The 24664-nt window shown below is 47.9% G+C and carries 25 protein-coding genes, 1 tRNA gene and 1 pseudogene; 23 read left to right on the top strand and 4 right to left on the bottom strand.

Annotated elements, in window-relative coordinates; translation table 11 throughout:
- Positions 1-74 precede the first annotated feature (74 nt).
- Positions 75-2072: a DNA polymerase III subunit gamma/tau gene (gene dnaX, locus HMPREF3052_RS05010; RefSeq protein ID WP_070748916.1), complete on the top strand. Its 1998-nt coding sequence runs from the start codon at positions 75-77 to the stop codon at positions 2070-2072.
- 90 nt (positions 2073-2162) lie between these two features.
- Positions 2163-2498 (top strand): YbaB/EbfC family nucleoid-associated protein, encoded by a 336-nt coding sequence (locus HMPREF3052_RS05015; RefSeq protein WP_003678854.1) that lies wholly within the window; start codon positions 2163-2165, stop codon positions 2496-2498.
- 254 nt (positions 2499-2752) lie between these two features.
- On the opposite strand, the pseudogene HMPREF3052_RS12045 reads toward HMPREF3052_RS05015, so the two are convergent.
- From HMPREF3052_RS12045 to HMPREF3052_RS05025, 3 genes and pseudogenes are all read right to left on the bottom strand, one after another.
- Positions 2753-2818, bottom strand: a pseudogene (locus HMPREF3052_RS12045) (transposase); the annotation flags it as partial.
- A 219-nt stretch (positions 2819-3037) separates the two neighbouring features.
- Positions 3038-3113 (bottom strand) — tRNA-Asn (locus HMPREF3052_RS05020).
- Between the two features lie 139 nt (positions 3114-3252).
- Positions 3253-3744, bottom strand: coding sequence for a NemA protein (locus HMPREF3052_RS05025; RefSeq protein ID WP_070589975.1), 492 nt, complete (start codon positions 3742-3744; stop codon positions 3253-3255).
- Positions 3745-3924: 180 nt separating this feature from the next.
- Here HMPREF3052_RS05025 and dapF point away from each other — a divergent pair, with 180 nt between their 5' ends.
- The 4 genes from dapF to HMPREF3052_RS05045 all read left to right on the top strand — a co-directional run bounded on the left by dapF (position 3925) and on the right by HMPREF3052_RS05045 (position 7068).
- On the top strand, positions 3925-4776 hold the full coding sequence (gene dapF / locus HMPREF3052_RS05030; protein ID WP_070748918.1) for a diaminopimelate epimerase: 852 nt from the start codon (positions 3925-3927) through the stop codon (positions 4774-4776).
- Positions 4773-5375 (top strand): hypothetical protein, encoded by a 603-nt coding sequence (locus HMPREF3052_RS05035; RefSeq protein WP_070748920.1) that lies wholly within the window; start codon positions 4773-4775, stop codon positions 5373-5375. The genes dapF and HMPREF3052_RS05035 overlap by 4 nt, the downstream gene beginning before the upstream one ends.
- Positions 5376-5480: 105 nt before the next feature.
- Positions 5481-6413 carry a cysteine synthase A gene (gene cysK, locus HMPREF3052_RS05040; RefSeq protein ID WP_141756610.1) on the top strand — a complete coding sequence of 311 codons (933 nt, stop codon included), beginning with the start codon at positions 5481-5483 and terminating at the stop codon, positions 6411-6413.
- 145 nt (positions 6414-6558) lie between these two features.
- On the top strand, positions 6559-7068 hold the full coding sequence (locus HMPREF3052_RS05045; RefSeq protein ID WP_070748925.1) for a membrane lipoprotein lipid attachment site-containing protein: 510 nt from the start codon (positions 6559-6561) through the stop codon (positions 7066-7068).
- 84 nt (positions 7069-7152) lie between these two features.
- Here the strand turns inward: HMPREF3052_RS05045 and HMPREF3052_RS05050 are convergent, their stop codons facing one another.
- Positions 7153-7536, bottom strand: coding sequence for a YkvA family protein (locus HMPREF3052_RS05050; protein WP_049329785.1), 384 nt, complete (start codon positions 7534-7536; stop codon positions 7153-7155).
- A gap of 207 nt (positions 7537-7743) precedes the next feature.
- Here HMPREF3052_RS05050 and HMPREF3052_RS05055 point away from each other — a divergent pair, with 207 nt between their 5' ends.
- The 17 genes from HMPREF3052_RS05055 (at position 7744) to HMPREF3052_RS05135 (ending at position 24603) form a co-directional block, all read left to right on the top strand.
- Positions 7744-8016 carry a hypothetical protein gene (locus HMPREF3052_RS05055; RefSeq protein WP_070748927.1) on the top strand — a complete coding sequence of 91 codons (273 nt, stop codon included), beginning with the start codon at positions 7744-7746 and terminating at the stop codon, positions 8014-8016.
- Positions 8017-8643: 627 nt separating this feature from the next.
- Positions 8644-9021: a succinate dehydrogenase, cytochrome b556 subunit gene (gene sdhC, locus HMPREF3052_RS05060; protein WP_003686156.1), complete on the top strand. Its 378-nt coding sequence runs from the start codon at positions 8644-8646 to the stop codon at positions 9019-9021.
- Positions 9015-9356, top strand: coding sequence for a succinate dehydrogenase, hydrophobic membrane anchor protein (gene sdhD, locus HMPREF3052_RS05065; RefSeq protein WP_004519264.1), 342 nt, complete (start codon positions 9015-9017; stop codon positions 9354-9356). Before sdhC ends, sdhD begins: the two co-directional genes overlap by 7 nt.
- A 2-nt stretch (positions 9357-9358) precedes the next feature.
- Positions 9359-11122, top strand: a complete 1764-nt coding sequence (gene sdhA / locus HMPREF3052_RS05070) for a succinate dehydrogenase flavoprotein subunit (RefSeq protein WP_070748929.1) — start codon at positions 9359-9361, stop codon at positions 11120-11122.
- Between the two features lie 119 nt (positions 11123-11241).
- Positions 11242-11949, top strand: a complete 708-nt coding sequence (locus tag HMPREF3052_RS05075; protein WP_002241462.1) for a succinate dehydrogenase iron-sulfur subunit — start codon at positions 11242-11244, stop codon at positions 11947-11949.
- A 3-nt stretch (positions 11950-11952) separates the two neighbouring features.
- Positions 11953-12201: an FAD assembly factor SdhE gene (locus HMPREF3052_RS05080; RefSeq protein ID WP_003678830.1), complete on the top strand. Its 249-nt coding sequence runs from the start codon at positions 11953-11955 to the stop codon at positions 12199-12201.
- Between the two features lie 124 nt (positions 12202-12325).
- Complete coding sequence (gene gltA, locus HMPREF3052_RS05085; RefSeq protein WP_003686103.1) at positions 12326-13609, top strand: citrate synthase; 1284 nt, start codon at positions 12326-12328, stop codon at positions 13607-13609.
- Positions 13610-13818: 209 nt separating this feature from the next.
- Complete coding sequence (locus HMPREF3052_RS05090; protein ID WP_070748930.1) at positions 13819-16647, top strand: 2-oxoglutarate dehydrogenase E1 component; 2829 nt, start codon at positions 13819-13821, stop codon at positions 16645-16647.
- Positions 16648-16746: 99 nt separating this feature from the next.
- The gene (gene odhB / locus HMPREF3052_RS05095; protein ID WP_070748932.1) at positions 16747-17928 is read left to right on the top strand and encodes a 2-oxoglutarate dehydrogenase complex dihydrolipoyllysine-residue succinyltransferase; all 1182 of its coding nucleotides are present in this window, start codon (positions 16747-16749) and stop codon (positions 17926-17928) included.
- A 259-nt stretch (positions 17929-18187) separates the two neighbouring features.
- On the top strand, positions 18188-19621 hold the full coding sequence (gene lpdA, locus HMPREF3052_RS05100) for a dihydrolipoyl dehydrogenase (protein ID WP_002217382.1): 1434 nt from the start codon (positions 18188-18190) through the stop codon (positions 19619-19621).
- A gap of 124 nt (positions 19622-19745) precedes the next feature.
- Complete coding sequence (locus HMPREF3052_RS05105; protein ID WP_002213751.1) at positions 19746-20033, top strand: hypothetical protein; 288 nt, start codon at positions 19746-19748, stop codon at positions 20031-20033.
- Positions 20034-20050: 17 nt separating this feature from the next.
- Positions 20051-21271, top strand: coding sequence for an ADP-forming succinate--CoA ligase subunit beta (gene sucC, locus HMPREF3052_RS05110; RefSeq protein WP_304673737.1), 1221 nt, complete (start codon positions 20051-20053; stop codon positions 21269-21271).
- A 10-nt stretch (positions 21272-21281) separates the two neighbouring features.
- Positions 21282-22172 carry a succinate--CoA ligase subunit alpha gene (gene sucD / locus HMPREF3052_RS05115; protein ID WP_002221113.1) on the top strand — a complete coding sequence of 297 codons (891 nt, stop codon included), beginning with the start codon at positions 21282-21284 and terminating at the stop codon, positions 22170-22172.
- Between the two features lie 192 nt (positions 22173-22364).
- Positions 22365-22799 (top strand): ElaB/YgaM/YqjD family protein, encoded by a 435-nt coding sequence (locus HMPREF3052_RS05120; protein WP_070748936.1) that lies wholly within the window; start codon positions 22365-22367, stop codon positions 22797-22799.
- Positions 22800-22910: 111 nt separating this feature from the next.
- A complete protein-coding gene (locus tag HMPREF3052_RS05125; protein WP_049330957.1) occupies positions 22911-23318 on the top strand; it encodes a phage holin family protein in 408 nt (135 codons plus the stop codon).
- A complete protein-coding gene (locus HMPREF3052_RS05130) occupies positions 23299-23565 on the top strand; it encodes a hypothetical protein (protein WP_070748938.1) in 267 nt (88 codons plus the stop codon). Before HMPREF3052_RS05125 ends, HMPREF3052_RS05130 begins: the two co-directional genes overlap by 20 nt.
- A gap of 225 nt (positions 23566-23790) precedes the next feature.
- Positions 23791-24603 (top strand): phosphatidylserine decarboxylase, encoded by an 813-nt coding sequence (locus HMPREF3052_RS05135; RefSeq protein WP_070748940.1) that lies wholly within the window; start codon positions 23791-23793, stop codon positions 24601-24603.
- The last annotated feature ends 61 nt before the right edge of the window (positions 24604-24664 follow it).

Below are 24664 nucleotides of genomic sequence, written 5' to 3' on the forward strand. Positions count from 1 at the left end.
TTTTCTGAGGCCGTCTGAAGAGCGGATAATTCTTTTCAGACGGCCTTCCGATTTATTTCCCGTAGAGAAACAACATGGCTTATCAAGTTCTTGCACGAAAATGGCGTCCGAAAACCTTTGCCGATTTGGTCGGTCAGGAACACGTCGTCAAAGCCCTGCGCAACGCGCTGGACGAAGGCCGTCTGCACCATGCCTATCTGCTGACAGGGACGCGCGGTGTGGGCAAGACCACGATTGCCAGGATTTTGGCCAAGAGCTTGAACTGCGAAAATGCCGTGCATGGCGAACCATGCGGTCAGTGTGAAAGCTGTACGCAAATCGACAGCGGCCGTTATGTGGATTTATTGGAAATTGACGCGGCATCGAATACCGGTATCGATAATATCCGTGAAGTATTGGAAAACGCACAATATGCGCCTACTGCGGGTAAATACAAAGTCTATATCATCGACGAAGTGCATATGCTTTCCAAAAGCGCGTTCAATGCCATGCTGAAGACTTTGGAAGAGCCGCCTGAGCACGTTAAATTTATTTTGGCGACCACCGATCCGCATAAAGTTCCCATTACTGTATTGAGCCGCTGTTTGCAGTTTGTTTTGCGCAACATGACAACCCAGCAGGTTGCCGAGCATTTGGCACATGTCTTGGATCGTGAAAACGTTCCTTATCAGCCGCAGGCTTTGCAGCTTTTAGGACGTGCCGCCGCCGGCTCGATGCGCGATGCGTTGAGCCTTTTGGATCAGGCGATTGCCATGGGGTCGGGTAAAGTGGCCGAACAAGATGTCCGCCAGATGATCGGAGCGGTCGATAAACAATACTTGTTTGAATTGCTTGAAGGAATCATCAATCAAAACGGTGAGGCCTTGCTGGAAAAAGCTCAGGAAATGTCCGCCAGAGCGATTGGTTTTGACAGCGCATTGGCAGAATTGGCCATGCTGTTGCAACATTTGGCTTTGATTCAAACCATTCCTTCCGCCTTGGCAAATGACGACCCTGAACGTGGAACTTTGCTGCGATTAAGTCAGGCTTTGAGTGGTGAGCAGATTCAGCTTTATTATCAATGTGCTATTCATGGCAAACAGGATTTGCCGCTGGCTCCGGACGAGTATGCCGGTTTTGTCATGACGCTTTTGCGCATGCTTGCATTTGCGCCGTTGGCCGCTTCGGGTTGCGATACGCAAAGTCAGATTGAACACACGGATTTGCATTCCGATCATCAGAAAGCTGAGGCCGAAAAAAAGCCTTTTCAGCTGCCGAAATCTGAGCCGATAGTAGCACCGGCGGTTGAGAAAGAAGCTGTTCCGACCAAACAGGATCCCGTTGAAAGGCCGTCTGAAGAAACTATTCAGACTGCTCAACAACAGGCGGATGTACCGCCTTGGGAGGAAATGCCGAGCCAAGTATCGGCTGAGCCGCTTCAAACACAAACGGCTCAGATACAAGAAACTGCGGAGACATTGCCTGTTGCAAAAGTTCAGACGGCCCCTGAGCCGGAAGAATATCCGCACATGGATGAGGAAATTCCACCTCCGTTTTTTGATGAAGCATATACATATGAAGATTCGCATCGTGCTGATGTGATGGAAGTACCACAGCCGGTTGCGTCTGTTGAGCCTGAAGAAGAGGGAGATGAAGAAGAGCTTCAGTTCGCTCCTTTGCCTGAGTTTAAAACTGAGAATTGGCACAGTATTATTGAACGCTTTGCCCGTAAATTAGGCGCGGCGCAGATGTTGGCGCAAAATGCGGCATGGACGAGTTATGATGCGGAGGCAGGGTTAATCATGCTGTCTTTGACGGATGAAGCCAAAGCCACTGCCAATAAAGAGCGCTTGGATAAAATCTGTCAGACGTTGAGTGAGGCTTACCATCTTGGCAATTTAAGGCTGCAAACCGAGCCTTGGCAGGATGATAAAGGCTGGGAAACGCCGGTTATGCGCTGCAAGCGTATTCAAGAAGAAGGGCGGCAGCAGGCGCAAGATTTGCTGGAAGCGGATACAACGGCGCAGAAAATCTTGCAAACCTTTAAAGCGCAATGGCTGCCGGACTCTTTAGAGTTGGTAGGACATTCTTAAAATACTGACATACAAGGCCGTCTGAAAGGTAAGAGCGTTTTTCAGACGGCATGAGTGAAACCCATTTATTCAAACCCATAGGAGTAAAACATGTTCGGAAAAGCCGGATTAGGCGGCCTGATGAAACAGGCGCAACAAATGCAGGAAAACATGAAAAAGGCACAAGCCAAGCTGGCTGAAACCGAAGTTGAAGGTGAGGCAGGTAATGGTTTGGTGAAAGTTGTGATGACGTGTTCGCACGTTGTCCGCAAACTTGAAATCAGCCCTGATTTGATTCAAGAGGCCGCTGACGACAAAGAAATGTTGGAAGATTTGGTATTGGCTGCTATCAATGCCGCTTCCGAAAAAGCCGAAGAAACGACCAATAAAACCATGGGTGCGTTTACCCAAGGTCTGCCAGCAGGCATGGGCGATTTCTTCCGTTAAACCCGTGCAACAAAGCAAACAAAGGTCGTCTGAAACGCCAGAAATCAGTTTCAGACGGCCTTCGTACTATCTGTTTTGCAGATTGAAATCAATATATCGGCAGTTATTCCGCCGCAAGCATATTGAGTGTTTATTGCATTCAAATCCGCTCAACCAATATTATAGTGGATTAACTTTAAACCAGTACGGTGTTGCCTCGCCTTAGCTCAAAGAGAACGATTCTCTAAGGTTCTGAAGCACCAAGTGAATCGGTTCCGTACTATCTGTACTGTCTGCGGCTTCGTCGCCTTGTCCTGATTTAAATTTAATCCACTATACCGCTTATTCAAAAGCAAAACAGCCCAAAACCTGATTGACAAAAGGTTTCGGGCTGTTTGCGCCTGTTCGCCAAACGAAGCGGGTAGGGCGCAAGGCGTGCCAGTTTGGCAGATAGAGGCCTTTGCAAAGGTCTTATGAGGATTCAGGGCTTTCTTTGGGAAAGAACGATCGTTCCTGATTGATGTAAAAAAGCCTGAACAGAAGTTCAGGCTTTTAAAATTTGGCTCCCCGACCTGGGCTCGAACCAGGGACCTGCGGATTAACAGTCCGTCGCTCTACCGACTGAGCTATCGGGGAATGGGGCGTATTATAATGGCTGGAAAAAATGTGTCAATCAATATTTTTAAGAAAATGGTACAAAATATTTCAAATGTTTGAATGTTAAAAATATTTTGTAATCAAGTTTCACATGCTTTCCAGCCGTTTCAGACAGCCTTTAGTATTTGGCGTTAACCAATTTGCCGTTTTGGAACACTTGCTGCTGCATTACCGTACCGTTGTAGGCGTAAGTGGTTAACGAGCCGTTGCTTGGCGTGGCGCGGAACTGCATCAGTTGGTTACGGCTGAGGACGTAGGGGTCTGTGCGTTTTTGGCTGTTGTCGCTGTAAAAGTCTTGGACGACATATTCGTTGTTGCGTTTGCTGATCAGTTGGCGATGGAAGCCGCCTTTGACTGCGCTGTTGCTGGGTGTGCCGTGCGCATCAAAATAGGTTACGATTTGTTCTTCTGTGATGCGGATGCCGTCCGAATCTGTGTCTTTGGTGGTTTTGGTTTTGTCCAAGCCGACAGGGATGTTGATGGATGTACCCAAGCCGACGTGGCGGCCGATGCTGGTGCCGACGCCTAAGCCGACGGAAACGCCGGGTGTACCGACTGTACATGCGCTGAGTGAAGCGGCCAAAAGGGCAGGTAAGAGAACTTTTTTCATAATGTGTATCCTTGTAATAAGAAATGTTTGTAATGTGGGAAGTATAGTATTTTTGCGGGGTGGCTGGTGTTAGTATTGGTAAAAGGGCGCAATGCCGTCTGAAAAACAAGATAGAAACGGATATATCATTCTGGTGTAGAATGTGCCGAAATAATGATTTAATAAGAATGTGAATGAATAATGAAAACTTTGAAATTTACGAAGATGCACGGCTTGGGCAATGATTTTATGGTGGTCAATGCCATCAATCAGGACTTTGATCCGTTGGCTGCGCCGCTTGCCCAATGGGCAGACCGCTATCGCGGCGTGGGTTTTGATCAGTTTTTGGTAGTGGAGAAGCCTTCTTCTGATGCGGTCGATTTTCGGTACCGCATTTTCAATGCCGATGGTCGGGAAGTAGAACAGTGCGGCAATGGCGCGCGTTGTTTTGCGCGTTTTGTCGCGGATAAGGGTTTGACGGATAAAACGGAAATTTTGGTCGAAACGGCCAAAGGGATTATTGTGCCGAAGCTGTTGGATAACGGTTTGGTTACCGTCAATATGGGTAAACCGCGTTTCATGCCGTCTGAAATTCCGTTTGTGCCTGCACATGGTGAAAATGAAGATGCGCTGACACATATTGTCTTGGTCGGTTTGGAGTCTGTACCGGTAAGCTGTGTGAATATGGGTAATCCGCATGCGGTGATTTTGGTTGATGATGTTGAAACCGCACCGGTGGAACATTGGGGCAGCGTTATTGAATCTCACGAGCAGTTCCCTGAACGGGTTAATGTCGGCTTTTTGCAGGTTGAAGATGAATTGTCAGTCCGCCTGCGCGTGTTTGAACGCGGGGTTGGGGAAACTCAGGCTTGCGGCACCGGAGCGTGTGCGGCCGTGGTGGCAGGCGTGCGCAATGGCCTGCTGAAAGCGGGTGTGCCTGTGCGTGTTACTCTGCCTGGCGGCGAATTGTTTATCAGTTGGGAAGAAGGTGGCGATGTGCAAATGACCGGCCCTGCTGAAACCGTTTTTGAAGGCGAGTTGCAGTATTCATGATGGTTTCTTTGGATTTTTGGTTTGCCGTCGCGTATGCTGCGGTATCGTTGGCATTTATTTTTCGCGCGCAGCGGTTTCAATGGCTTTGGGCTGCGGTGTTGTTGTGGCTGGGGATTTCGGCACTGGGCGCGCGCTTGCTGCCCGGAATGTGGGGCTTTACGCATACAGGCCCTTTGTTCATCCCTCATTTTTATCTGACAATCGCCAGTATTTTCTTCTTTATCGATGACTGCAGTAAAACGGAAGACAAAAAGTTTTGGTCGGCAGGCGAATATGCCGGTTTAACCTTATTTGCGGTTTCCAATGTCGTTATGACTTTGGCTTTTGTTTTCTTGGCAGGCGTGGTTTATTTCATTTTGCCATTGGCAGGCGCGGGTTTCGCATGGGTGGCCTTGCTGAAAATTTATGCCTTGAAACCGATTTATTGGTTTGTTTTGCAGGGCGTGTTGATGCTGGTGTTTTATCTGCACCGCGTGGTCGTGTGCAAGCAGTCGGCGGCTTTGTTTAGTGCTACTCAGCTGCAAATGGGTTGGCTGGTTGCGGTTGTCATGCAGGCTGTGGTTGCCATGGCTTTGATTTTTGAACGGGGCGGATATTAATTTATCCAAACTAAAAGTTATAATGAAAGAAATTTTCGATATTGGTTTTTCAGACGGCCTGAGTTTAATATGCAGGCTATATCACATCTAAATCTGGAGCAGGAAATGAAAATTGCAAATAATATTACCGAGCTGATCGGCAACACGCCTTTGGTAAAATTGAACCGTTTGACCGAGGGTTTGAAAGCGCAAATCGCCGTTAAACTTGAATTTTTCAATCCGGGCAGCAGCGTGAAAGACCGTATTGCCGAAGCCATGATTGAAGCGGCGGAGCAGGCCGGTAAAATCAATAAAGATACCGTTATCGTTGAGGCGACCAGCGGCAATACCGGTATCGGTTTGGCAATGGTGTGTGCGGCCCGCGGTTATAAATTGGCGATTACTATGCCTGAAAGCATGAGTAAAGAACGTAAAATGCTGCTGCGTGCATTCGGTGCAGAGCTGATTTTGACTCCGGCAGCCGAAGGTATGGCAGGCGCTATCGCTAAAGCCCAGTCTTTAGTGGACGAGCATCCAGATACTTACTTTATGCCGCGCCAATTTGATAACGAGGCTAACCCTGAAGTTCACCGCAAAACCACTGCCGAAGAAATTTGGCGTGATACAGACGGCCAAGTTGATATTTTCGTGGCCGGTGTGGGTACTGGCGGCACGATTACCGGCGTGGGTGAAGTGTTGAAAAAATACAAACCCGAAGTTCAAATCGTGGCTGTCGAGCCTGAAGCTTCCCCAGTATTGAGTGGTGGTGAGAAAGGCCCGCATCCGATTCAAGGTTTGGGCGCAGGCTTTATCCCCAGTGTTTTGAATACGACTATTTACGACAGCATTGTCAAAGTACCTAACGAAGCAGCATTTGAAACTGCGCGCGCTATGGCTGAGAAAGAGGGTATTCTGGTAGGTATTTCTTCCGGTGCCGCGGTATGGAGTGCATTGCAACTGGCTAAAAAACCTGAAAACGAAGGCAAGCTGATTGTTGTCTTGTTGCCATCGTATGGCGAACGCTATCTTTCTACGCCTCTGTTTGCCGATTTGGCATAATATAGGATTGTTGTTAAAGGGCCGTTTTCAGACGGCCTTTTTTACGTATGGGCTTGAGATATAGTATGAAATCTGTTGTAATTCAGTTAATGAGCTTTGAATACCGTTATTCAAAAGTTGGTTTCTTCAACGAATCATGCTTATAATGCGCATTATGAAAAAATACATTCTTCCTATCCTTGCTGTGGCGGTACTTGCCGGTTGTGAATCGATTTATGTTCCAACATTGAAAGAAGTACCAGTTCGACCAACCAACGTCAAGAAACCTAAGGCTGATTCACAAGTTTCAGCTACCAGTTATCATTTGGCTCCTTCGCATTGGGCAGATGTTTCCAAGATTCATGATGAAGCACGTCGCTTGAGTACCCAAGTGAGCCAAGGTAGTCTGACCAAAGTTCAGGCTGCCCAATATTTGAACCGCTTCCGTATCCAACAAGTGGGACGCAACTCCGTCGATGACAGTATGTACGAAGTTTATCTGCGTTCTGCCGTTGACAGCCAACGTGGTGAAATTACTACCGAGCAATCCAAACAGTACATTCAAGGTGCTTTGCGTGGTTGGCAGCAACGTTGGAAAAACATGGATACCAAGCCAATCAATCCTGCGTTTACCAACTTCCTGATGGAAGTTATGGGTATGCAGCCTTTGAAATAAAAAAGTCATAAACCGAGAAGGCCGTCTGAATATTCAGACGGCCTTCTTCTCATATTTATATATGTGTAGTCGAATTGTATCCAATTAAGAACCAAACAGCTTGTCAGCCGCTTGACGGGCTTTTTCTTGAATATCTTCAGTCAGATAGTTTTTCATCTGAGAATAAACCAATGCAATGACGGCAATGTCGTCACTGAAACCAAATGGAATCAGCAGGTCGGGAATGCTGTCGATGGGGCTGAGAAAATAAACCAGTGCACCGACAATAATCATTTTGGCCCGTTTGGGCGTGTGTTCGGATTCCCAAAGGTAATAAAGTGCATAAAGCTGTCGGACGACAGGTTTGCCCAGGCGGCCGGCAAAGCGTCCGAGTTTTTTCATAAAACCGGATGTGTCCAAGTTTCGACGGCGGAAGGAGGGGATATAGTCTTCCGGATCGGGTGTGTTTTGATGAGGGGAATGTGTCATGATGCAGCTTCCTTATAAGGTATGGAAACATTGTTGGTGTTGTGCTGTATTTTAGTCCATCTAGAGATGGATGAAATGTCTTTGAATGTATAACTATGTAAGAGTAGTGATGATAATGCAATGGTAATAAGTTAAGAATGGCTTATGCCGCAGCAATCAAATCACTACTGCTTACCCACAAAAATAAATCGATTATATGGAGTAATCATGAATAAGAGAATAAAAATATGTCCCGCTTGTCAACAAGGCTATCTCTACCATTCAAAACCTAAATATCTTCATGATGAAATTATTCTGTGTGATGAATGCGATGCAGTATGGCTCAAAGGAGTGAATATATTTTATGGAGAATATGAAAAAGATTTTTATTCTTATGTTCCTTTCATGGAATCCCAAGGTATAACGGATGAATGTATCTGGGAAGGAGAGCTGTTCGATCATCCATATTATGAAGATGAAAACTTAAATGATATGGATTGATAGAAACTTTATATAGTGGATTAAATTTAAATCAGGACAAGGCGACGAAGCCGCAGACAGTACAGATAGTACGGAACCGATTCACTTGGTGCTTCAGAACCTTAGAGAATCGTTCTCTTTGAGCTAAGGCGAGGCAACGCCGTACTGGTTTAAAGTTAATCCACTATATCTTTTCAGACGGCCTTGTCCATCAAATTTGGCACATTATTTCACACACGGATTGTCTAAAACAACCGAGACATTGCGTTCGGCTTTGTTCATATACGTCATGTGGACTTTCTTGCCTTTGAACTCTGCTTCAACGACAGATTCCTTTGTAAAGATTAGGTATCAAGAGTGAGAATTTATCTCACAATAGATACAATTCTCAAATAATAATGATGTTATCGTAAGTGCTTTGATGGGGAGATGGCTTAATTGCAGGAAAGTAACAAAAAAGGCTAGCCACGCAAAAAAAAAATCTAAGAATGATTGTTTGATTTTATTAGTCTTTTGGTAAAAATCATTAGAGCATTCATAAATTGCACTGTTCAAAATGAGATAAAACAGGTAAATTATGGTTTATGTAGCTTATTGTAGTGCTGAGCTATAGGTTTTGAGCTGATAATAAATCTAGAGGAACTGACCATGTCCGCCAAATCACGCCCGGTATTTTTGGAAATTCCGAATATCCGATTGCCCATACCGGGGATTGTATCTATTCTTCACCGTATCAGCGGCGTCGGCTTGTTTGTGATGCTGCCTGTTCTCTTGTATTTCTTCTCTGGAACGCTGGATCGCGAAGCGTCGTTTGAAGCATATCGTTCTGCTATCTCCAATCCGTTTGTGAAGCTGATCCTTATCGGTCTGTTGTGGGCATATCTGCACCACTTTTTCGCCGGTATCCGCTTTCTGTTTTTGGATGTGCATAAAGGCTTGGAATTAAATACTGCCCGTGCTACTGCTAAAGTTGTATTTGCTTCTGCTTTGATTCTGACCGTCGTTTTGGGAGCTTTGTTATGGTAGAACGTAAATTGACAGGTGCGCATTACGGTTTGCGCGATTGGGCAATGCAACGTGCAACTGCGGTCATCATGTTGGTGTACACCGTGGTTCTTTTGGTTGTTTTGTTTACGTTGCCTAAAGAATATTCGGCATGGCAGGCATTTTTTGATCAAACCTGGGTGAAGGTGTTTACCCAAGTGAGCTTCTTGGCCGTATTCCTGCATGCATGGGTAGGTATCCGCGATTTGTGGATGGACTACATTAAGCCTTTCGGCGTGCGTTTGTTTTTACAAGTTGCCACCATCGTCTGGTTAGTAGGCTGCTTGGTGTATTCAGTTAAAGTAATTTGGGGGTAAATATGGGTTTTCCTGTTCGCAAGTTTGATGCCGTGATTGTTGGCGGTGGTGGTGCAGGTTTACGTGCAGCCCTCCAATTGTCTAAATCCGGTCTGAATTGTGCTGTTTTGTCTAAAGTGTTCCCAACCCGTTCTCATACTGTAGCGGCTCAAGGCGGTATTTCTGCTTCATTAGGTAATGTACAGGAAGACCGTTGGGATTGGCATATGTACGATACCGTGAAAGGTTCCGACTGGTTGGGCGACCAAGATGCGATTGAGTTTATGTGTCGCGCTGCGCCTGAAGCCGTAATTGAGTTGGAACACATGGGTATGCCTTTCGACCGTGTGGAAAGCGGTAAAATCTACCAACGTCCTTTCGGCGGCCATACTGCCGAACACGGTAAACGCGCGGTAGAACGTGCATGTGCGGTTGCCGACCGTACCGGTCATGCGATGTTGCATACTTTGTACCAACAAAACGTCCGTGCCAATACACAATTCTTTGTGGAATGGACGGCGCAAGATTTGATTCGTGATGAAAACGGCGACGTAGTCGGTGTGACCGCCATGGAAATGGAAACCGGCGAAGTTTATATTTTCCACGCTAAAGCTGTGATGTTTGCTACCGGTGGCGGCGGTCGTATTTATGCTTCTTCTACCAATGCTTATATGAATACCGGTGACGGTTTGGGTATTTGTGCCCGTGCGGGTATTCCGTTGGAAGACATGGAATTCTGGCAATTCCACCCGACTGGTGTAGCCGGTGCCGGTGTATTGATTACCGAGGGTGTACGCGGTGAGGGCGGTATTCTGCTGAATGCCGATGGCGAACGCTTTATGGAACGTTACGCTCCAACCGTAAAAGACTTGGCTTCCCGTGACGTGGTTTCCCGTGCGATGGCGATGGAAATCTATGAAGGTCGTGGCTGTGGTAAAAACAAAGACCACGTATTGCTGAAAATCGACCATATCGGCGCAGAAAAAATTATGGAAAAACTGCCGGGCATCCGCGAGATTTCCATTCAGTTTGCCGGTATCGACCCGATTAAAGACCCGATTCCTGTTGTGCCGACTACCCACTACATGATGGGCGGTATTCCGACCAACTACCATGGCGAAGTTGTCGTTCCGCAAGGTGAAGATTACGAAGTGCCTGTAAAAGGTCTGTATGCAGCAGGTGAGTGCGCATGTGCTTCTGTACATGGTGCAAACCGCTTGGGTACTAACTCCCTGTTGGACTTGGTGGTATTCGGTAAAGCTGCCGGCGACAGCATGATTAAATTCATCAAAGAGCAAAGCGACTGGAAACCTCTGCCTGCTAATGCCGGTGAGTTGACTCGCCAGCGTATCGAGCGTTTGGATAACCAAACCGGTGGCGAAAACGTTGATGCATTGCGTCGCGAACTGCAACGCTCCGTACAACTGCACGCCGGTGTGTTCCGTACCGATGAGATTCTGAGCAAAGGCGTTCGAGAAATCATGGCGATTGCCGAGCGCGTGAAACGTACTGAAATCAAAGACAAGAGCAAAGTGTGGAATACCGCGCGTATCGAAGCTTTGGAATTGGATAATTTGATTGAAGTAGCGAAAGCGACTTTGGTGTCTGCCGAAGCGCGTAAAGAATCGCGCGGCGCACACGCTTCAGACGACCATCCTGAGCGCGATGACGAAAACTGGATGAAACATACCCTGTATCATTCAAATACCAATACTTTGTCTTACAAACCGGTACATACCAAGCCTTTAAGCGTGGAATACATCAAACCGGCTAAACGCGTTTATTGATGAGTTTTCAGACGGCCTTTACCTTAAAGGCCGTCTGAAACCTAACCATACCCACATTGAACTGCTTGAATTCATAATACAAAATCATTAGGCAGTTTATGAGAAAAGGAACACTTCTCATGGAAAAAATGAGTTTTGAAATTTACCGTTACAACCCGGACGTTGATGCCAAACCTTATATGCAACGTTACGAGTTGGAATTGGAACCAACCGACGTTAAACTTTTGGACGCTTTAGTGCGCCTGAAAGCGCAAGACGATACATTGTCTTTCCGCCGTTCTTGCCGCGAAGGTATTTGCGGTTCTGACGGTATGAACATCAACGGCAAAAACGGCTTGGCATGTCTGACCGATCTGCGCGGCCTGAAACAGCCGGTTAAAATCCGTCCTCTGCCAGGCCTGCCTGTTATCCGCGACCTGATTGTGGATATGACCCAATTCTTCAAACAATATCACTCCATCAAACCTTACGTTGTCAATGATAACCCTATCGATGCAGACAAAGAGCGTCTGCAAACTCAGGAAGAGCGTAAAGAGTTGGACGGTTTGTACGAATGTATTTTGTGCGCCTGCTGTTCGACTGCCTGCCCATCATTCTGGTGGAACCCTGATAAATTCGTTGGCCCGTCTGGCTTGCTGAATGCTTACCGTTTCATTGCGGATAGCCGTGATACCATTACTAATGAGCGTTTGGATAATCTGAACGACCCATACCGTTTGTTCCGTTGCCACACCATTATGAACTGCGTAGACGTATGTCCTAAACACTTGAATCCGACCCGAGCCATCGGTAAGATTAAAGAGATTATGTTGAAACGAGCCGTTTAAGAAATGATGGTTTTTGACGATATTGCCAAACGGAAAATCCGTTTTCAAACCCGCCGGGGATTGTTGGAATTAGACTTAATCTTCGGTAGGTTTATGGAAAAAGAATTCGAGCACCTGAGTGATCAGGAGTTGTCCGAATTTTCCGAAATCCTCGAATTTCAAGACCAAGAATTGCTTGCCTTGATTAACGGACATTCGGCGACGGACAAGAAACACCTGATTCCCATGCTTGAAAAAATCAGACAGGCATGACGTATTATAGAGCTTGTTTGCGATGCCAATCCGAACAAGCTCTTTCCATACGGAGGCCGTCTGAAAAAAAGGACCGTGCCGCTTGGGCGGCAACGAAAGCCCCAACTTACAAAGGAGTTTAAGAATGTCTAAATCAGTCAAGCTCACCACCCCGAATCAAGAGACCTTGGAACTGCCAGTATTGGAAGCAAGTATCGGCCATGATGTGGTTGATATCCGTACTTTGACTAAAAATACAGGTCTGTTTTCCTTCGACCCCGGATTCGTGTCAACTGCAAGTTGTGAATCCAAAATCACTTATATTGATGGCGATGAAGGTCTGTTGTATTACCGTGGTTATCCTATCGAGCAGCTGGCAGAAAAATCCGATTATTTGGAAGTTTGCTATCTGTTGATTTACGGCGAACTGCCTACCCCTGAACAGAAAAAAGAATTTGATGCCACAGTCAGCCGCCATACTATGCTGCATGAGCAGTTGACTTGGTTCTTCCGCGGTTTCCGTCGCGATGCGCATCCGATGGCGATGATGGTTGGCGTGGTTGGCGCTTTGTCTGCGTTCTACCAAGACAGCTTGGATATTGCCAATCCTGAGCACCGCAAAATTGCAATTTACCGCTTAATCTCCAAAATTCCGACAATTGCGGCAATGTGTTACCGTTATTCCAACGGCCTGCCGTTCAATTATCCAAAAAATAACCTTTCCTATGCTGAAAACTTCTTGCACATGATGTTTGCGACTCCATGTGAAGAATACAAACCTAATCCAGTATTGGCTCGCGCGCTCGACCGCATCTTTATTTTGCATGCCGACCACGAGCAAAACGCTTCTACTTCGACCGTACGTTTGGCCGGCTCTTCAGGCGCGAACCCATTTGCCTGTATCGCTGCCGGTATCGCCTGTCTGTGGGGTGCTTCACACGGCGGTGCAAACGAAGCTGTGTTGAAGATGCTGGATGAAATCGGCGATGTATCTAATGTTGCCGCATACATGGAAGGTGTGAAACAACGCAAATATCGTCTGATGGGCTTCGGTCACCGCGTATACCGCAATATGGACCCACGAGCCAACATCATGCGCGAAACCTGTTATGAAGTCTTGAAAGAATTGGGCTTGGAAGATAGTCCTAAATTCAAGCTGGCGATGGAATTGGAACAAATTGCACTGAAAGATCCATTCTTTGTTGAACGCAAGCTGTATCCAAACGTCGATTTCTACTCCGGTATCGTCTTGTCCGCATTGGGCATTCCAACTGAAATGTTTACCGTTATCTTCGCATTGTCGCGCAGTGTAGGTTGGATTTCTCATTGGCATGAAATGATTAGCGATCCGGCACTGAAAATCGGTCGCCCACGTCAACTGTATACCGGTGCAGAGCGTCGCGATTACGTTCCGGTAGATAAACGCTAATAGACAATACATTAATATATTGTTGAAAAGTCGTTTGAAAAAATCGAATTGCCGTTTTCAATGAGGTTGGTCGTAATTAATTAAGTTGATAGCAGGTAATTTGATTTGAAATAGGGTAGAATAAAGTGTCATTTCAGACGGCCTGAATTCCGTTCGGAGAACACGGGATTCTACCCTTTGTTTATATTTTAAAGAAAAGAGCTCACGCCATGATGGACGAAAAACTCAATTTCTCTTATCTGTTTGGTTCTAATGCGCCATACATCGAGGAGTTGTATGAAAAGTTTCTGGATAATCCGGAATCTGTCGATGAAAAATGGAAACAGTACTTTACCGATTTGAGTAAACAACCGGGCGCAGTCGCTGTCGATGTTGCCCATACACCGATTCGTGAATCATTTGCCACTTTGGCTAAAAAGAAAATTGCCGCAGCCGTCGCAGGCGGTGTAGATGAGGCAATGATGAAAAAGCAAGTCAGCGTTTTGCGACTGATTTCTGCCTATCGTATCCAAGGCGTGGGCGCAGCCCAACTTGATCCGCTCAAACGTATTCCTCCTCAAAATATCGAAGCTCTCGATCCTAAATTCCACGGTCTGTCAGATGCCGATATGGCGCTTCAGTTCAATATGGGCGAGGGCGATTTTTCCGGTCAGAGCAAACTGCCTCTGTCCCAAATCATCAGCAACCTCAAACAAACCTACTGCGGCCATATCGCGGTAGAGTACATCTACATTCCAAACACCGAAGAGCGTCGCTGGGTTCGCAATTATTTTGAAAGCGTACTGTCTACGCCAAGCTACAACGTTGAACAAAAACGCCGTATCTTGAAAGAAATGACTGCTGCCGAAACTCTGGAACGCTACCTGCATACCAAATATGTCGGCCAAAAACGCTTTGGTGTAGAAGGCGGCGAAAGCGCGATTGCCGGTTTGAACTACCTGATTCAAAATGCCGGTAAAGACGGCGTGGAAGAAGTCATCATCGGTATGGCACACCGTGGCCGTCTGAATGTTTTAGTGAACATTTTGGGCAAAAAACCCAGCGATTTGTTCGCTGAGTTTGAAGGCCGTGCCGAAATCAAATTGCCTAGCGGCGACGTGAAATACCACATGGGCTTCAGCTCCGACATCGCTACGCCACACGGCCCGATGCACGTTTCTTTAGCATTCAACCCATCACACTTGGAAATCGTGAATCCGGTAGTGGAAGGTTCTGCACGCGCCAAACAAAAACGTTTGGGCGAAAATGGTCGCGATAAAGTCTTGCCAGTATTGATTCACGGTGACTCCGCATTTATTGGTTTGGGTGTTAACCAAGCAACATTCAACCTGTCTAAAACACGCGGTTATACCACCGGCGGTACCGTTCACATCGTGATCAACAACCAAATCGGCTTTACGACTTCCGATACCCGCGATACCCGTTCTACCGTACATTGTACCGATATCGCAAAAATGGTTTCCGCTCCGGTTATCCATGTGAACGGCGATGATCCTGAACGCGTTTGCTTTGCCATCCAAGCTGCCTTGGATTACCGCAAAAAATTCCATAAAGACATCGTGGTCGACGTTGTCTGCTACCGTAAATGGGGCCACAACGAGGGCGATGATCCGACCTTGACCCAACCGATGATGTACAAAAAAGTATCGCAACACCCAGGTGCACGTGCTTTGTACACCGAGCAACTGATTGCCGAAGGCGTGGTAACTCAAGCTGAAGCTGACGGTTACATCCAAGCCTACCGTGATGCTTTGGACAAAGGCGAACATGTTGAACAAACAACTTTGAGCAACTTCCAACGCACACAAATCGATTGGAGCAAATACCAAGGCAAAGATTGGCGCGAACACATCGAAACCGGTTTGCCTGCCGCAGATATTGAGCGTCTTACTGAGAAGTTTACCGCCGTACCGGAAGGCTTTGCCCTGCATCCGACTGCAAAACGTGTACTTGAAGCGCGTAAAGCCATGGCATCCGGCAAGCAAGCCATCGACTGGGGTATGGCTGAGACCTTAGCATACGCAAGCCTGCTGACTAAAGGTCATGGCGTGCGTATTTCCGGTGAGGACTCCGGCCGCGGTACATTCTCACACCGTCATGCAGTATTGCACGATCAAAACCGTGAAAAATGGGACGACGGTACTTATGTTCCTCTGCGCCATATGGGCGAAGGCATGGGTGAGTTCCTGGTCATCGACTCCATTTTGAACGAAGAAGCCGTGATGGCGTTTGAGTACGGCTTTGCCTGCTCCGCACCTGACAAGCTGACCATTTGGGAAGCTCAATTCGGTGACTTCGCCAACGGCGCGCAAGTGACTATTGACCAATTCCTGTCTTCAGGCGAAACCAAATGGGGTCGTTTGTGCGGTCTGACCACCATCCTGCCGCACGGTTACGACGGTCAAGGCCCTGAGCACTCTTCTGCACGCGTAGAACGTTGGTTGCAACTGTGTTCTGAGAACAATATGCAAGTCATCATGCCGTCTGAAGCGTCGCAAATGTTCCACATCTTGCAACGTCAAGTCTTGGGTTCATACCGCAAACCGCTGGTGATTTTCATGTCCAAACGCCTGTTGCGCTTCAAAGGTGCAATGAGCCCGCTGGAAAACTTCACCGAAGGTTCGACCTTCCGTCCGGTTATCGGCGATACTGCCGAACGCGCAAGCAACGACAGCGTGAAACGCGTGGTATTGTGTGCCGGTCAGGTTTACTATGACTTGGAAGCTGGCCGTGCCGAGCGTAAACTGGAAGATGATGTTGCTATCGTCCGCGTTGAGCAGCTGTATCCATTCCCATACGACGAGGTTAAAGCTGAACTGGCGAAATATCCGAACGCAAAATCTGTGGTTTGGGCGCAAGAAGAGCCGAAAAACCAAGGCGCGTTCTACCAAATCCGCCACCGCATCGAAGACGTTATCAGCGAAGAGCAAAAACTGTCTTATGCCGGTCGTCCAAGCAGCGCATCGCCTGCAGTGGGCTACTCAAGCAAACACATTGCTCAATTGAAACAATTGGTTGAAGACGCTTTGGCGTTGTAAACCAAGTGGCATTCCGTCTGAGGCTGCTCAGGCGGAATGCCCATATGCAGAATTAAAAACACACAACAGGCCGTCTGAAAGGGCCATTGGAGACACAAAATGATTATTGATGTAAAAGTACCTATGCTGTCTGAAAGCGTATCTGAAGGCACGCTCTTGGAATGGAAGAAAAAAGTTGGCGAAGCAATTGCCCGTGACGAAATCCTGATCGATATCGAAACTGACAAAGTGGTTTTGGAAGTACCTTCTCCACAAGCCGGCGTATTGGTTGAAATCGTAGCGCAAGACGGTGAGACCGTTGTTGCCGACCAAGTTTTGGCACGCATCGATACAGCTGCTACTGACGCTGCTGAAGCACCTGCAGCCGCTCCTGTCGAAGCAGCCCCAGCCGCTGCTCCTGCTGCTGCACAAAACAACGCCGCTATGCCTGCCGCCGCCAAACTGGCTGCCGAGACCGGTGTTGACGTGAACGCATTGCAAGGTTCCGGCCGTGACGGTCGCGTATTGAAAGAAGACGTACAAAATGCCGCTGCCAAACCTGCTGCAGCCGCTGCTCCTGCCGTTGCACTTCCTGCCGGCGCGCGTCCTGAAGAACGCGTACCAATGAGCCGCCTGCGTGCCCGTGTTGCAGAACGCCTCTTGGCTTCTCAACAAGAAAACGCCATTCTGACTACATTCAACGAAGTCAACATGAAACCAATCATGGACTTGCGTGCGAAGTACAAAGATAAATTCGAGAAAGAACACGGCGTAAAACTGGGCTTTATGTCCTTCTTCGTTAAAGCCGCTGTTGCCGCCCTGAAAAAATATCCGGTTGTGAATGCTTCTGTTGACGGCAAAGACATCGTGTACCATGGCTACTTCGACATCGGTATCGCGATTGGCAGCCCACGCGGTTTGGTTGTGCCAATCCTGCGCGATGCCGACCAAATGAGCATTGCTGACATCGAACAAGCAATTGTTGATTACGCGAAAAAAGCCAAAGACGGCAAAATCGCTATTGAAGATTTGACCGGCGGTACATTCAGTATTACCAACGGCGGTACCTTTGGTTCTATGATGTCTACCCCGATCATCAACCCGCCTCAATCTGCAATTTTGGGTATGCACGCCACTAAAGAGCGCGCCGTGGTTGAAAACGGCCAAGTTGTTGTCCGTCCGATGATGTATCTGGCTCTGTCTTACGACCACCGTATCATTGACGGCCGCGAAGCTGTATTGACCTTGGTAGCCATTAAAGACGCGTTGGAAGACCCAGCTCGCCTGTTGTTGGATCTGTAATCGTTTCAGACGGCCTTTTATTTATTAATGAAAAGGCCGTCTGAATTTTTATTTAGATGTAGCGTAATGTAGTATCGTGCTACAATAGGCTCAACAAACGATTGAGGCCGTCTGAAACATTTGATTCGAATGAATCGACAGATATGGACTTTCAGACGGCCTTTTCTTAAAACCATCAAAACGCAGTCATTCAAAATAAAAAAGAAACAAAAAGTATCGTTTTTATTTTGAGATACTGCAAAAAGCAAAGGATGACACGATGTCTCAATATGATGTAGTAGTGATTGGTGCAGGCCCGGGCGGATACGTTGCCGCCATCCGTGCCGCGCAACTGGGTTTCAAAACCGCTTGTGTTGATGCAGGCGTTAACAAAGCAGGCAATGCCCCTGCATTGGGCGGTACTTGCTTGAACGTAGGTTGTATCCCTTCCAAAGCCCTGTTGCAATCGAGCGAACATTTCCACGCTGCGCAACACGATTTTGCAGAACACGGTATCACTGTCGGCGACGTAAAATTCGACGCGGCTAAAATGATTGAGCGCAAAGATGCCATCGTGACTAAACTGACCGGCGGCGTGAAATTCCTGTTCCAAAAAAACAAAGTAACCAGCTTGTTCGGTACTGCTTCCTTTGCCGGTAAAAATGGCGATGCCTATCAAATCGAAGTCGATAACAAAGGCGAGAAAACCGTTATCGAAGCCAAACACGTCATCGTAGCAACCGGTTCCGTACCGCGTCCACTGCCACAAGTCGCTATCGACAACGTGAACGTATTGGACAACGAAGGCGCGTTGAACCTGACCGAAGTTCCTGCCAAACTCGGCGTGATCGGTTCCGGCGTGATTGGTTTGGAAATGGGTTCCGTATGGAACCGCGTGGGTGCAGAAGTTACCATTCTTGAAGCCGCGCCGACCTTCCTGGCTGCCGCCGACCAACAAATCGCCAAAGAAGCCTTCAAATACTTCACCAAAGAGCAAGGCCTGAGCATTGAATTGGGCGTCAAAATCGGCGACATCAAATCTGAAGGCAAAGGCGTTTCCGTTGCTTACGAAACAGCTGCCGGCGAAGCCAAAACCGAAGTATTCGACAAACTGATCGTTGCCATCGGCCGTATTCCAAACACCAAAGGCCTGAATGCCGAAGCTGTCGGCTTGGAAAAAGACGAACGCGGCTTTATCAAGGTAGATGGCGAATGCCGTACCAACCTGCCTAATGTATGGGCAATCGGTGACGTGGTTCGCGGCCCGATGCTGGCGCACAAAGCCAGCGACGAAGGCGTTGCCGTTGCCGAGCGCATTGCCGGTCAAAAACCGCATATCGACTTCAACAACGTACCGTTTGTTATTTACACCGACCCTGAAATCGCTTGGGTGGGTAAAACCGAAGAGCAGCTCAAAGCCGAAGGCGTGGAGTACAAAAAAGGTACTTCAGGTTTCGGTGCAAACGGTCGCGCATTGGCAATGGGCAAAGCCAAAGGTACGGTTAAAGTGTTGGCAGATGCCAAAACCGACCGTATCTTGGGCGTACACATGATCGGCCCAGTTGTCAGCGAATTGGTTACCGAAGGCGTGACTGCGCTCGAATTCTTCGCCAGCAGCGAAGACATCGCCCGCATTATCCATGCCCACCCAACCTTGTCCGAAGTGGTTCACGAAGCTGCATTGGCGGCAGACAAACGCGCTTTGCACGGTTGATAGACATTAAGGCCGTCTGAAACTTTTCAGACGGCCTTAAGGCCTTCGACAAATTGAATGTTTCGAGAGCTCCGTTTTCTGATTTATAATTCCGTCAGACAAACAAACAGCATTTACATTCATTATGAACAAAGAAATAGTCGGTATTTTCTTTATACCGATGGGCATCATCAGCATGTGTATGGCCGCATTGTGGCAGATGTATGTGATGATGACCGAAACTTATACGCTCAACCGTTTCAAAGATAAAGAATTGGTTTGGCGCGTGGCATTGTTGTTTATCAGTTTCAGCCTTGCCGTTTATCTGCTCTGCCCGAATTCGCGTAAAAAAGGCATCGTCTTTTTTATTCTCGGGGGCGGCGGTGCAGCCATGTATCTGCTGGCGCGGATGTGGTTGCCCTTCAGTAAATAGTAGGGCCGTCTGAAAATATGGGATTGGCCGCAGGGCGATTCCTAAAACCCACTCACCTTAAGGAGAAATCCATGAATTTACACGAGTATCAGGCTAAAGAACTGCTGGCTAGCTACGGTTTGCCCGTACAAGGCGGTATTTTGGCACACAACGGCGAAGAAGCCGCTGCAGCTTACGACAAATTGGGCGGCAAATTCGCTGTTGTCAAAGCACAAGTACACGCCGGCGGCCGCGGTAAAGCGGGCGGCGTAAAAGTCGTTAAAAGCCGCGAAGAAGCTAAAGAAGTGGCTGAAAGCCTGATTGGCACCAACTTGGTAACTTACCAAACCGATGCCAACGGCCAACCTGTCAACAGCGTTTTGGTTTGCGAAGATATGTATCCTGTTCAAACCGAGCTGTACTTGGGCGCAGTGGTTGACCGTTCTACCCGCCGCGTTACATTCATGGCTTCTACCGAAGGCGGCGTGGAAATCGAAAAAGTTGCTGCCGAAACTCCAGAAAAAATCTTCAAAGTAACCGTTGATCCGCTGGTTGGCCTGCAACCTTGCCAAGCTCGCGAAGTTGCGTTCCAACTGGGCTTGAAAGACAAACAAATCAACGAGTTCGTCAAACTGATGACCGGCGCGTACAAAGCGTTTGTCGACAACGACTTCGCACTGTTTGAAGTAAACCCATTGGCAGTTCGCGAAAACGGCGCACTGGCTTGCGTAGACGGCAAAATCGGCATCGACAGCAACGCGCTCTACCGTCTGCCAAAAATCGCCGAATTACGCGACAAATCTCAAGAAAACGAACGTGAGCTGAAAGCTTCCGAATTCGACCTGAACTATGTTGCCCTGGAAGGCAACATCGGCTGTATGGTTAATGGTGCAGGTTTGGCGATGGCTACTATGGACATCATCAAACTGAAAGGTGGCCAACCTGCCAACTTCTTGGACGTTGGTGGCGGTGCAACCAAAGACCGCGTGGTTGAAGCGTTCAAACTGATTTTGGAAGACAAATCCGTTAAAGGCGTATTGATCAACATCTTCGGCGGTATCGTACGTTGCGACATGATTGCGGAAGCCATCGTGGCAGCCGTTAAAGAAATCAACGTCAACGTTCCTGTTGTTGTTCGTTTGGAAGGTAACAACGCCGAACTCGGCGCGAAAATCCTGAACGAATCAGGTCTGAAACTGACGTCTGCAGACGGCCTGAATGACGCAGCCGAAAAAATTGTTGCAGCCGTAAACGCCTAAGGAGAAAAGAATGAGCGTATTGATTAATAAAGACACCAAAGTATTGGTTCAAGGTTTCACCGGTAAAAACGGTACTTTCCACTCCGAACAAGCTCTGGCTTACGGCACTAAGGTTGTCGGCGGCGTTACCCCAGGCAAAGGCGGTCAAACCCACCTGAACCTGCCTGTATTCAACACCATGAAAGAAGCCGTTAAAGAAACCGGCGCGGACGCATCTGTAATTTACGTTCCAGCTCCGTTTGTTTTGGATTCTATCGTTGAAGCCGTTGATTCAGGCGTAGGCTTGGTCGTTGTGATTACCGAAGGCGTGCCTACTTTGGACATGCTCAAAGCCAAACGTTACTTGGAAACCAACGGCAACGGTACCCGTTTGGTCGGCCCTAACTGCCCGGGCGTGATTACTCCGGGTGAGTGCAAAATCGGTATTATGCCGGGTCACATCCACACTCCGGGCCGCATCGGTATTATTTCCCGTTCCGGTACATTGACTTACGAAGCCGTGGCACAAACCACCAAACTGGGCTTGGGTCAATCAACCTGTATCGGTATCGGCGGCGACCCGATTCCTGGTATGAACCAAATCGACGCACTGAAACTCTTCCAAGAAGACCCGGATACCGACGCCATCATCATGATCGGTGAAATCGGCGGTACTGCGGAAGAAGAAGCAGCCGAATACATCCAATCCAACGTAACCAAACCTGTTGTAGGTTACATCGCTGGTGTTACCGCTCCTAAAGGCAAACGTATGGGCCACGCCGGTGCGATTATCTCCGGCGGTAAAGGTACTGCCGAAGAAAAATTCGCCGCTTTTGAAAAAGCCGGTATCGCTTACACCCGCAGCCCTGCCGAGCTGGGTACTACCATGCTGGAAGTGTTGAAAGCAAAAGGTTTGGCATAAGACTTAAGTCTTTAAGCTGAATTGAAAAGGCCGTCTGAAGTTTTCAGACGGCCTTTTTTAAATTCCATTTCGTTATTTTCAGAATAAGGACTTAATTTTATTTAAATTAACGTTTATTTCGGAATAAACGGTTATAATTTATTAACAGATAAATAGTCTGTAACCATATCAACCTATATCAAGGAGAAAAGCATGAAAAAACACGATTTTGAAGCACGTCGCGAGGCTTTGCTGAAAGACATCCGAGAAGTGATGGATGATGTGGAAGAATTGTACCGCAATGGTGTGGAAGCCGGTTCGGAAGAGGGCAGCAAAGCCCGAGCCAAATTGGAAGAAAAATTGGCTGTGGCCAAAGAGCGTTTGAGCCGTTTTGAAGAAGAGGCCGGCGAGCGTTTGCGCCATCATGCCGAGCGTGCGCGTGAAAAATACGAGCAGTTTGAAGAAGCGGCTCAGGAGCGTTTGAAAGAAGGCAAAGAGCGTTTTGCTGAATTTGAAGTCGATGCAGGTGCGCGTTTGAAACGCGGTGCCAAACACGCTGATGAAGTGGTGCATGAAAAACCATACTATGCGATGGGTTTTGCCGCATTGGCCGGTTTGGTTGTTGGTGTGTTGTTGAACCGCCGTTAATGCGAATATGTTAAGGCCGTCTGAACAGGCGTGCACATGAAATCATGGATTTCATTGCGCCGTGCAGACGGCCTCTGCCTTATGTTTTCCTGAAAAAAAAGGATAGTTAAGATGGGAATTCGCCAGCGTTTTGAACATGGCAAGGCTTTGTTGAATCAGGGCGCGGATTTGCTGCTGCTGCGTTTGCAGGTATTGAGCTTGGATTTGACGCGTCAGGCGGAGAATGTGTTCCGGTTGGCGATTTGGCTGGTGTTGTCCGGCGCGCTGTTGATGGTGGGCTTGGTCGGTTTGCTGTTCGGTTTGAACCGCGTGCTGTCAGATGTCGCGGCTTTGTGGGTATTTTTCGGCATTTTCTTCGTGAGCCTGCTGATTATTGCCGTATTGTTCCGCAAAGTATCGGCAGATTATCGTGAACAGGGCAGTCGCGTGGCTGAAACCTTGCAGGATATTCGGTCAGATATTGCGTATTTGCGCGGTGAGATAGACAAGGATACGGACGATGAAGCAACAGGAGTATGAAGAAGCGCGCGAGCTGCTGCTTTTGGAAGCCAAGCTGGTGCGGCTGCGGATTAAAGCGGAAAATTTGAAACTGCGTAAAGCGGAAGAAAATAATGCCCGGCAGACTAATCGCTTGGTAATGTTGGCCGATGTGGCGTATCAGTTGAGCCAAACGCGTTTGCTGTCTCAACGCGCTTTGTTTTCTACATCGCGCCGTCGGCATTGGATTTGGCTGGTATTGGCTGTCATATTGGGCTTGTCGAGATAACCGAGGGCAGAAGTTTGGTCAAAATGATATTTGCGGCGTGTTATTGGCTCGTGTGAGCCGTTTGTTGAGGACGCTGCGTCATTGTGTTGCCGAAACTGAAACTTTATCTATGTTGAGTATTTTTTACAAAAGACACCGGCCGTCTGAACATTTCAGACGGCCTCAATGTTTGGAGTTTCAGATATAATGGCGGCAATTTTGAAATTATTAAATGAAGGATAAGTGATGAACCGTTTGTATCCCCACCCGATTATCGCCCGTGAGGGCTGGCCGATTATCGGCGGCGGTTTGGCTTTGAGCCTGCTGGTATCGATGTGCTGCGGCTGGTGGTCTTTGCCGTTTTGGGTGTTTACCGTATTTGCATTGCAGTTTTTCCGCGACCCTGCGCGTGAGATTCCGCTAAATCCTGAAGCGGTGTTGAGCCCGGTTGATGGCCGTATCGTGGTGGTTGAGCGCGCACGCGATCCGTATCGTGATGTCGATGCTTTGAAAATCAGTATTTTTATGAACGTGTTCAACGTGCATTCGCAAAAATCGCCTGCCGATTGTACGGTAACGAAAGTGGTCTATAACAAAGGCAAATTCGTGAATGCGGATTTGGACAAGGCCAGCACGGAAAATGAACGTAATGCGGTGTTGGCAACTACGGCTTCCGGTCGTGAAATTACTTTTGTTCAAGTGGCCGGTTTGGTGGCGCGCCGTATTTTGTGCTACACCCAAGCAGGTGCGAAACTGTCTCGCGGCGAACGCTATGGCTTTATCCGTTTTGGCTCGCGCGTGGATATGTATCTGCCTGTCGATGCGCAGGCGCAAGTGGCGATTGGTGATAAAGTTACCGGCGTCAGCACTGTATTGGCGCGTTTGCCGCTGACTGCGCCGCAAACTGAATCTGAGCCTAAAGCCGCAGCTCCACAAGCTGCACCAGCTTCACAAGCGGCTCCGGTTGAAACAGTGGCAAGCCAATCTACCGAACAACAGCAAATCGAAGCAGCGGCGGCTAAGATTCAAGCGGCTGTGCAAGATGTGTTGAAAGATTAATAGTCAGTTTTAAATGATTGGCTAAAACAAGAAAAAGGTTTTCAGACGGCCGTCTGAAAAC

Source organism: Neisseria sp. HMSC056A03, from assembly GCF_001815685.1.
GTDB classification, from domain to species: Bacteria; Pseudomonadota; Gammaproteobacteria; order Burkholderiales; family Neisseriaceae; genus Neisseria; species Neisseria subflava.

What these genes read in the sequence shown, in the direction of transcription:
- dnaX (WP_070748916.1), top strand. Translation starts at nt 75, where the DNA reads ATGGCTTATCAAGTTCTTGCACGAAAATGGCGTCCGAAAACCTTTGCC.
- HMPREF3052_RS05015 (WP_003678854.1), top strand. Translation starts at nt 2,163, where the DNA reads ATGTTCGGAAAAGCCGGATTAGGCGGCCTGATGAAACAGGCGCAACAA.
- HMPREF3052_RS05025 (WP_070589975.1), bottom strand. Translation starts at nt 3,744, where the DNA reads ATGAAAAAAGTTCTCTTACCTGCCCTTTTGGCCGCTTCACTCAGCGCA.
- dapF (WP_070748918.1), top strand. Translation starts at nt 3,925, where the DNA reads ATGAAAACTTTGAAATTTACGAAGATGCACGGCTTGGGCAATGATTTT.
- HMPREF3052_RS05035 (WP_070748920.1), top strand. Translation starts at nt 4,773, where the DNA reads ATGATGGTTTCTTTGGATTTTTGGTTTGCCGTCGCGTATGCTGCGGTA.
- cysK (WP_141756610.1), top strand. Translation starts at nt 5,481, where the DNA reads ATGAAAATTGCAAATAATATTACCGAGCTGATCGGCAACACGCCTTTG.
- HMPREF3052_RS05045 (WP_070748925.1), top strand. Translation starts at nt 6,559, where the DNA reads ATGCGCATTATGAAAAAATACATTCTTCCTATCCTTGCTGTGGCGGTA.
- HMPREF3052_RS05050 (WP_049329785.1), bottom strand. Translation starts at nt 7,536, where the DNA reads ATGACACATTCCCCTCATCAAAACACACCCGATCCGGAAGACTATATC.
- HMPREF3052_RS05055 (WP_070748927.1), top strand. Translation starts at nt 7,744, where the DNA reads ATGAATAAGAGAATAAAAATATGTCCCGCTTGTCAACAAGGCTATCTC.
- sdhC (WP_003686156.1), top strand. Translation starts at nt 8,644, where the DNA reads ATGTCCGCCAAATCACGCCCGGTATTTTTGGAAATTCCGAATATCCGA.
- sdhD (WP_004519264.1), top strand. Translation starts at nt 9,015, where the DNA reads ATGGTAGAACGTAAATTGACAGGTGCGCATTACGGTTTGCGCGATTGG.
- sdhA (WP_070748929.1), top strand. Translation starts at nt 9,359, where the DNA reads ATGGGTTTTCCTGTTCGCAAGTTTGATGCCGTGATTGTTGGCGGTGGT.
- HMPREF3052_RS05075 (WP_002241462.1), top strand. Translation starts at nt 11,242, where the DNA reads ATGGAAAAAATGAGTTTTGAAATTTACCGTTACAACCCGGACGTTGAT.
- HMPREF3052_RS05080 (WP_003678830.1), top strand. Translation starts at nt 11,953, where the DNA reads ATGATGGTTTTTGACGATATTGCCAAACGGAAAATCCGTTTTCAAACC.
- gltA (WP_003686103.1), top strand. Translation starts at nt 12,326, where the DNA reads ATGTCTAAATCAGTCAAGCTCACCACCCCGAATCAAGAGACCTTGGAA.
- HMPREF3052_RS05090 (WP_070748930.1), top strand. Translation starts at nt 13,819, where the DNA reads ATGATGGACGAAAAACTCAATTTCTCTTATCTGTTTGGTTCTAATGCG.
- odhB (WP_070748932.1), top strand. Translation starts at nt 16,747, where the DNA reads ATGATTATTGATGTAAAAGTACCTATGCTGTCTGAAAGCGTATCTGAA.
- lpdA (WP_002217382.1), top strand. Translation starts at nt 18,188, where the DNA reads ATGTCTCAATATGATGTAGTAGTGATTGGTGCAGGCCCGGGCGGATAC.
- HMPREF3052_RS05105 (WP_002213751.1), top strand. Translation starts at nt 19,746, where the DNA reads ATGAACAAAGAAATAGTCGGTATTTTCTTTATACCGATGGGCATCATC.
- sucC (WP_304673737.1), top strand. Translation starts at nt 20,051, where the DNA reads ATGGGATTGGCCGCAGGGCGATTCCTAAAACCCACTCACCTTAAGGAG.
- sucD (WP_002221113.1), top strand. Translation starts at nt 21,282, where the DNA reads ATGAGCGTATTGATTAATAAAGACACCAAAGTATTGGTTCAAGGTTTC.
- HMPREF3052_RS05120 (WP_070748936.1), top strand. Translation starts at nt 22,365, where the DNA reads ATGAAAAAACACGATTTTGAAGCACGTCGCGAGGCTTTGCTGAAAGAC.
- HMPREF3052_RS05125 (WP_049330957.1), top strand. Translation starts at nt 22,911, where the DNA reads ATGGGAATTCGCCAGCGTTTTGAACATGGCAAGGCTTTGTTGAATCAG.
- HMPREF3052_RS05130 (WP_070748938.1), top strand. Translation starts at nt 23,299, where the DNA reads ATGAAGCAACAGGAGTATGAAGAAGCGCGCGAGCTGCTGCTTTTGGAA.
- HMPREF3052_RS05135 (WP_070748940.1), top strand. Translation starts at nt 23,791, where the DNA reads ATGAACCGTTTGTATCCCCACCCGATTATCGCCCGTGAGGGCTGGCCG.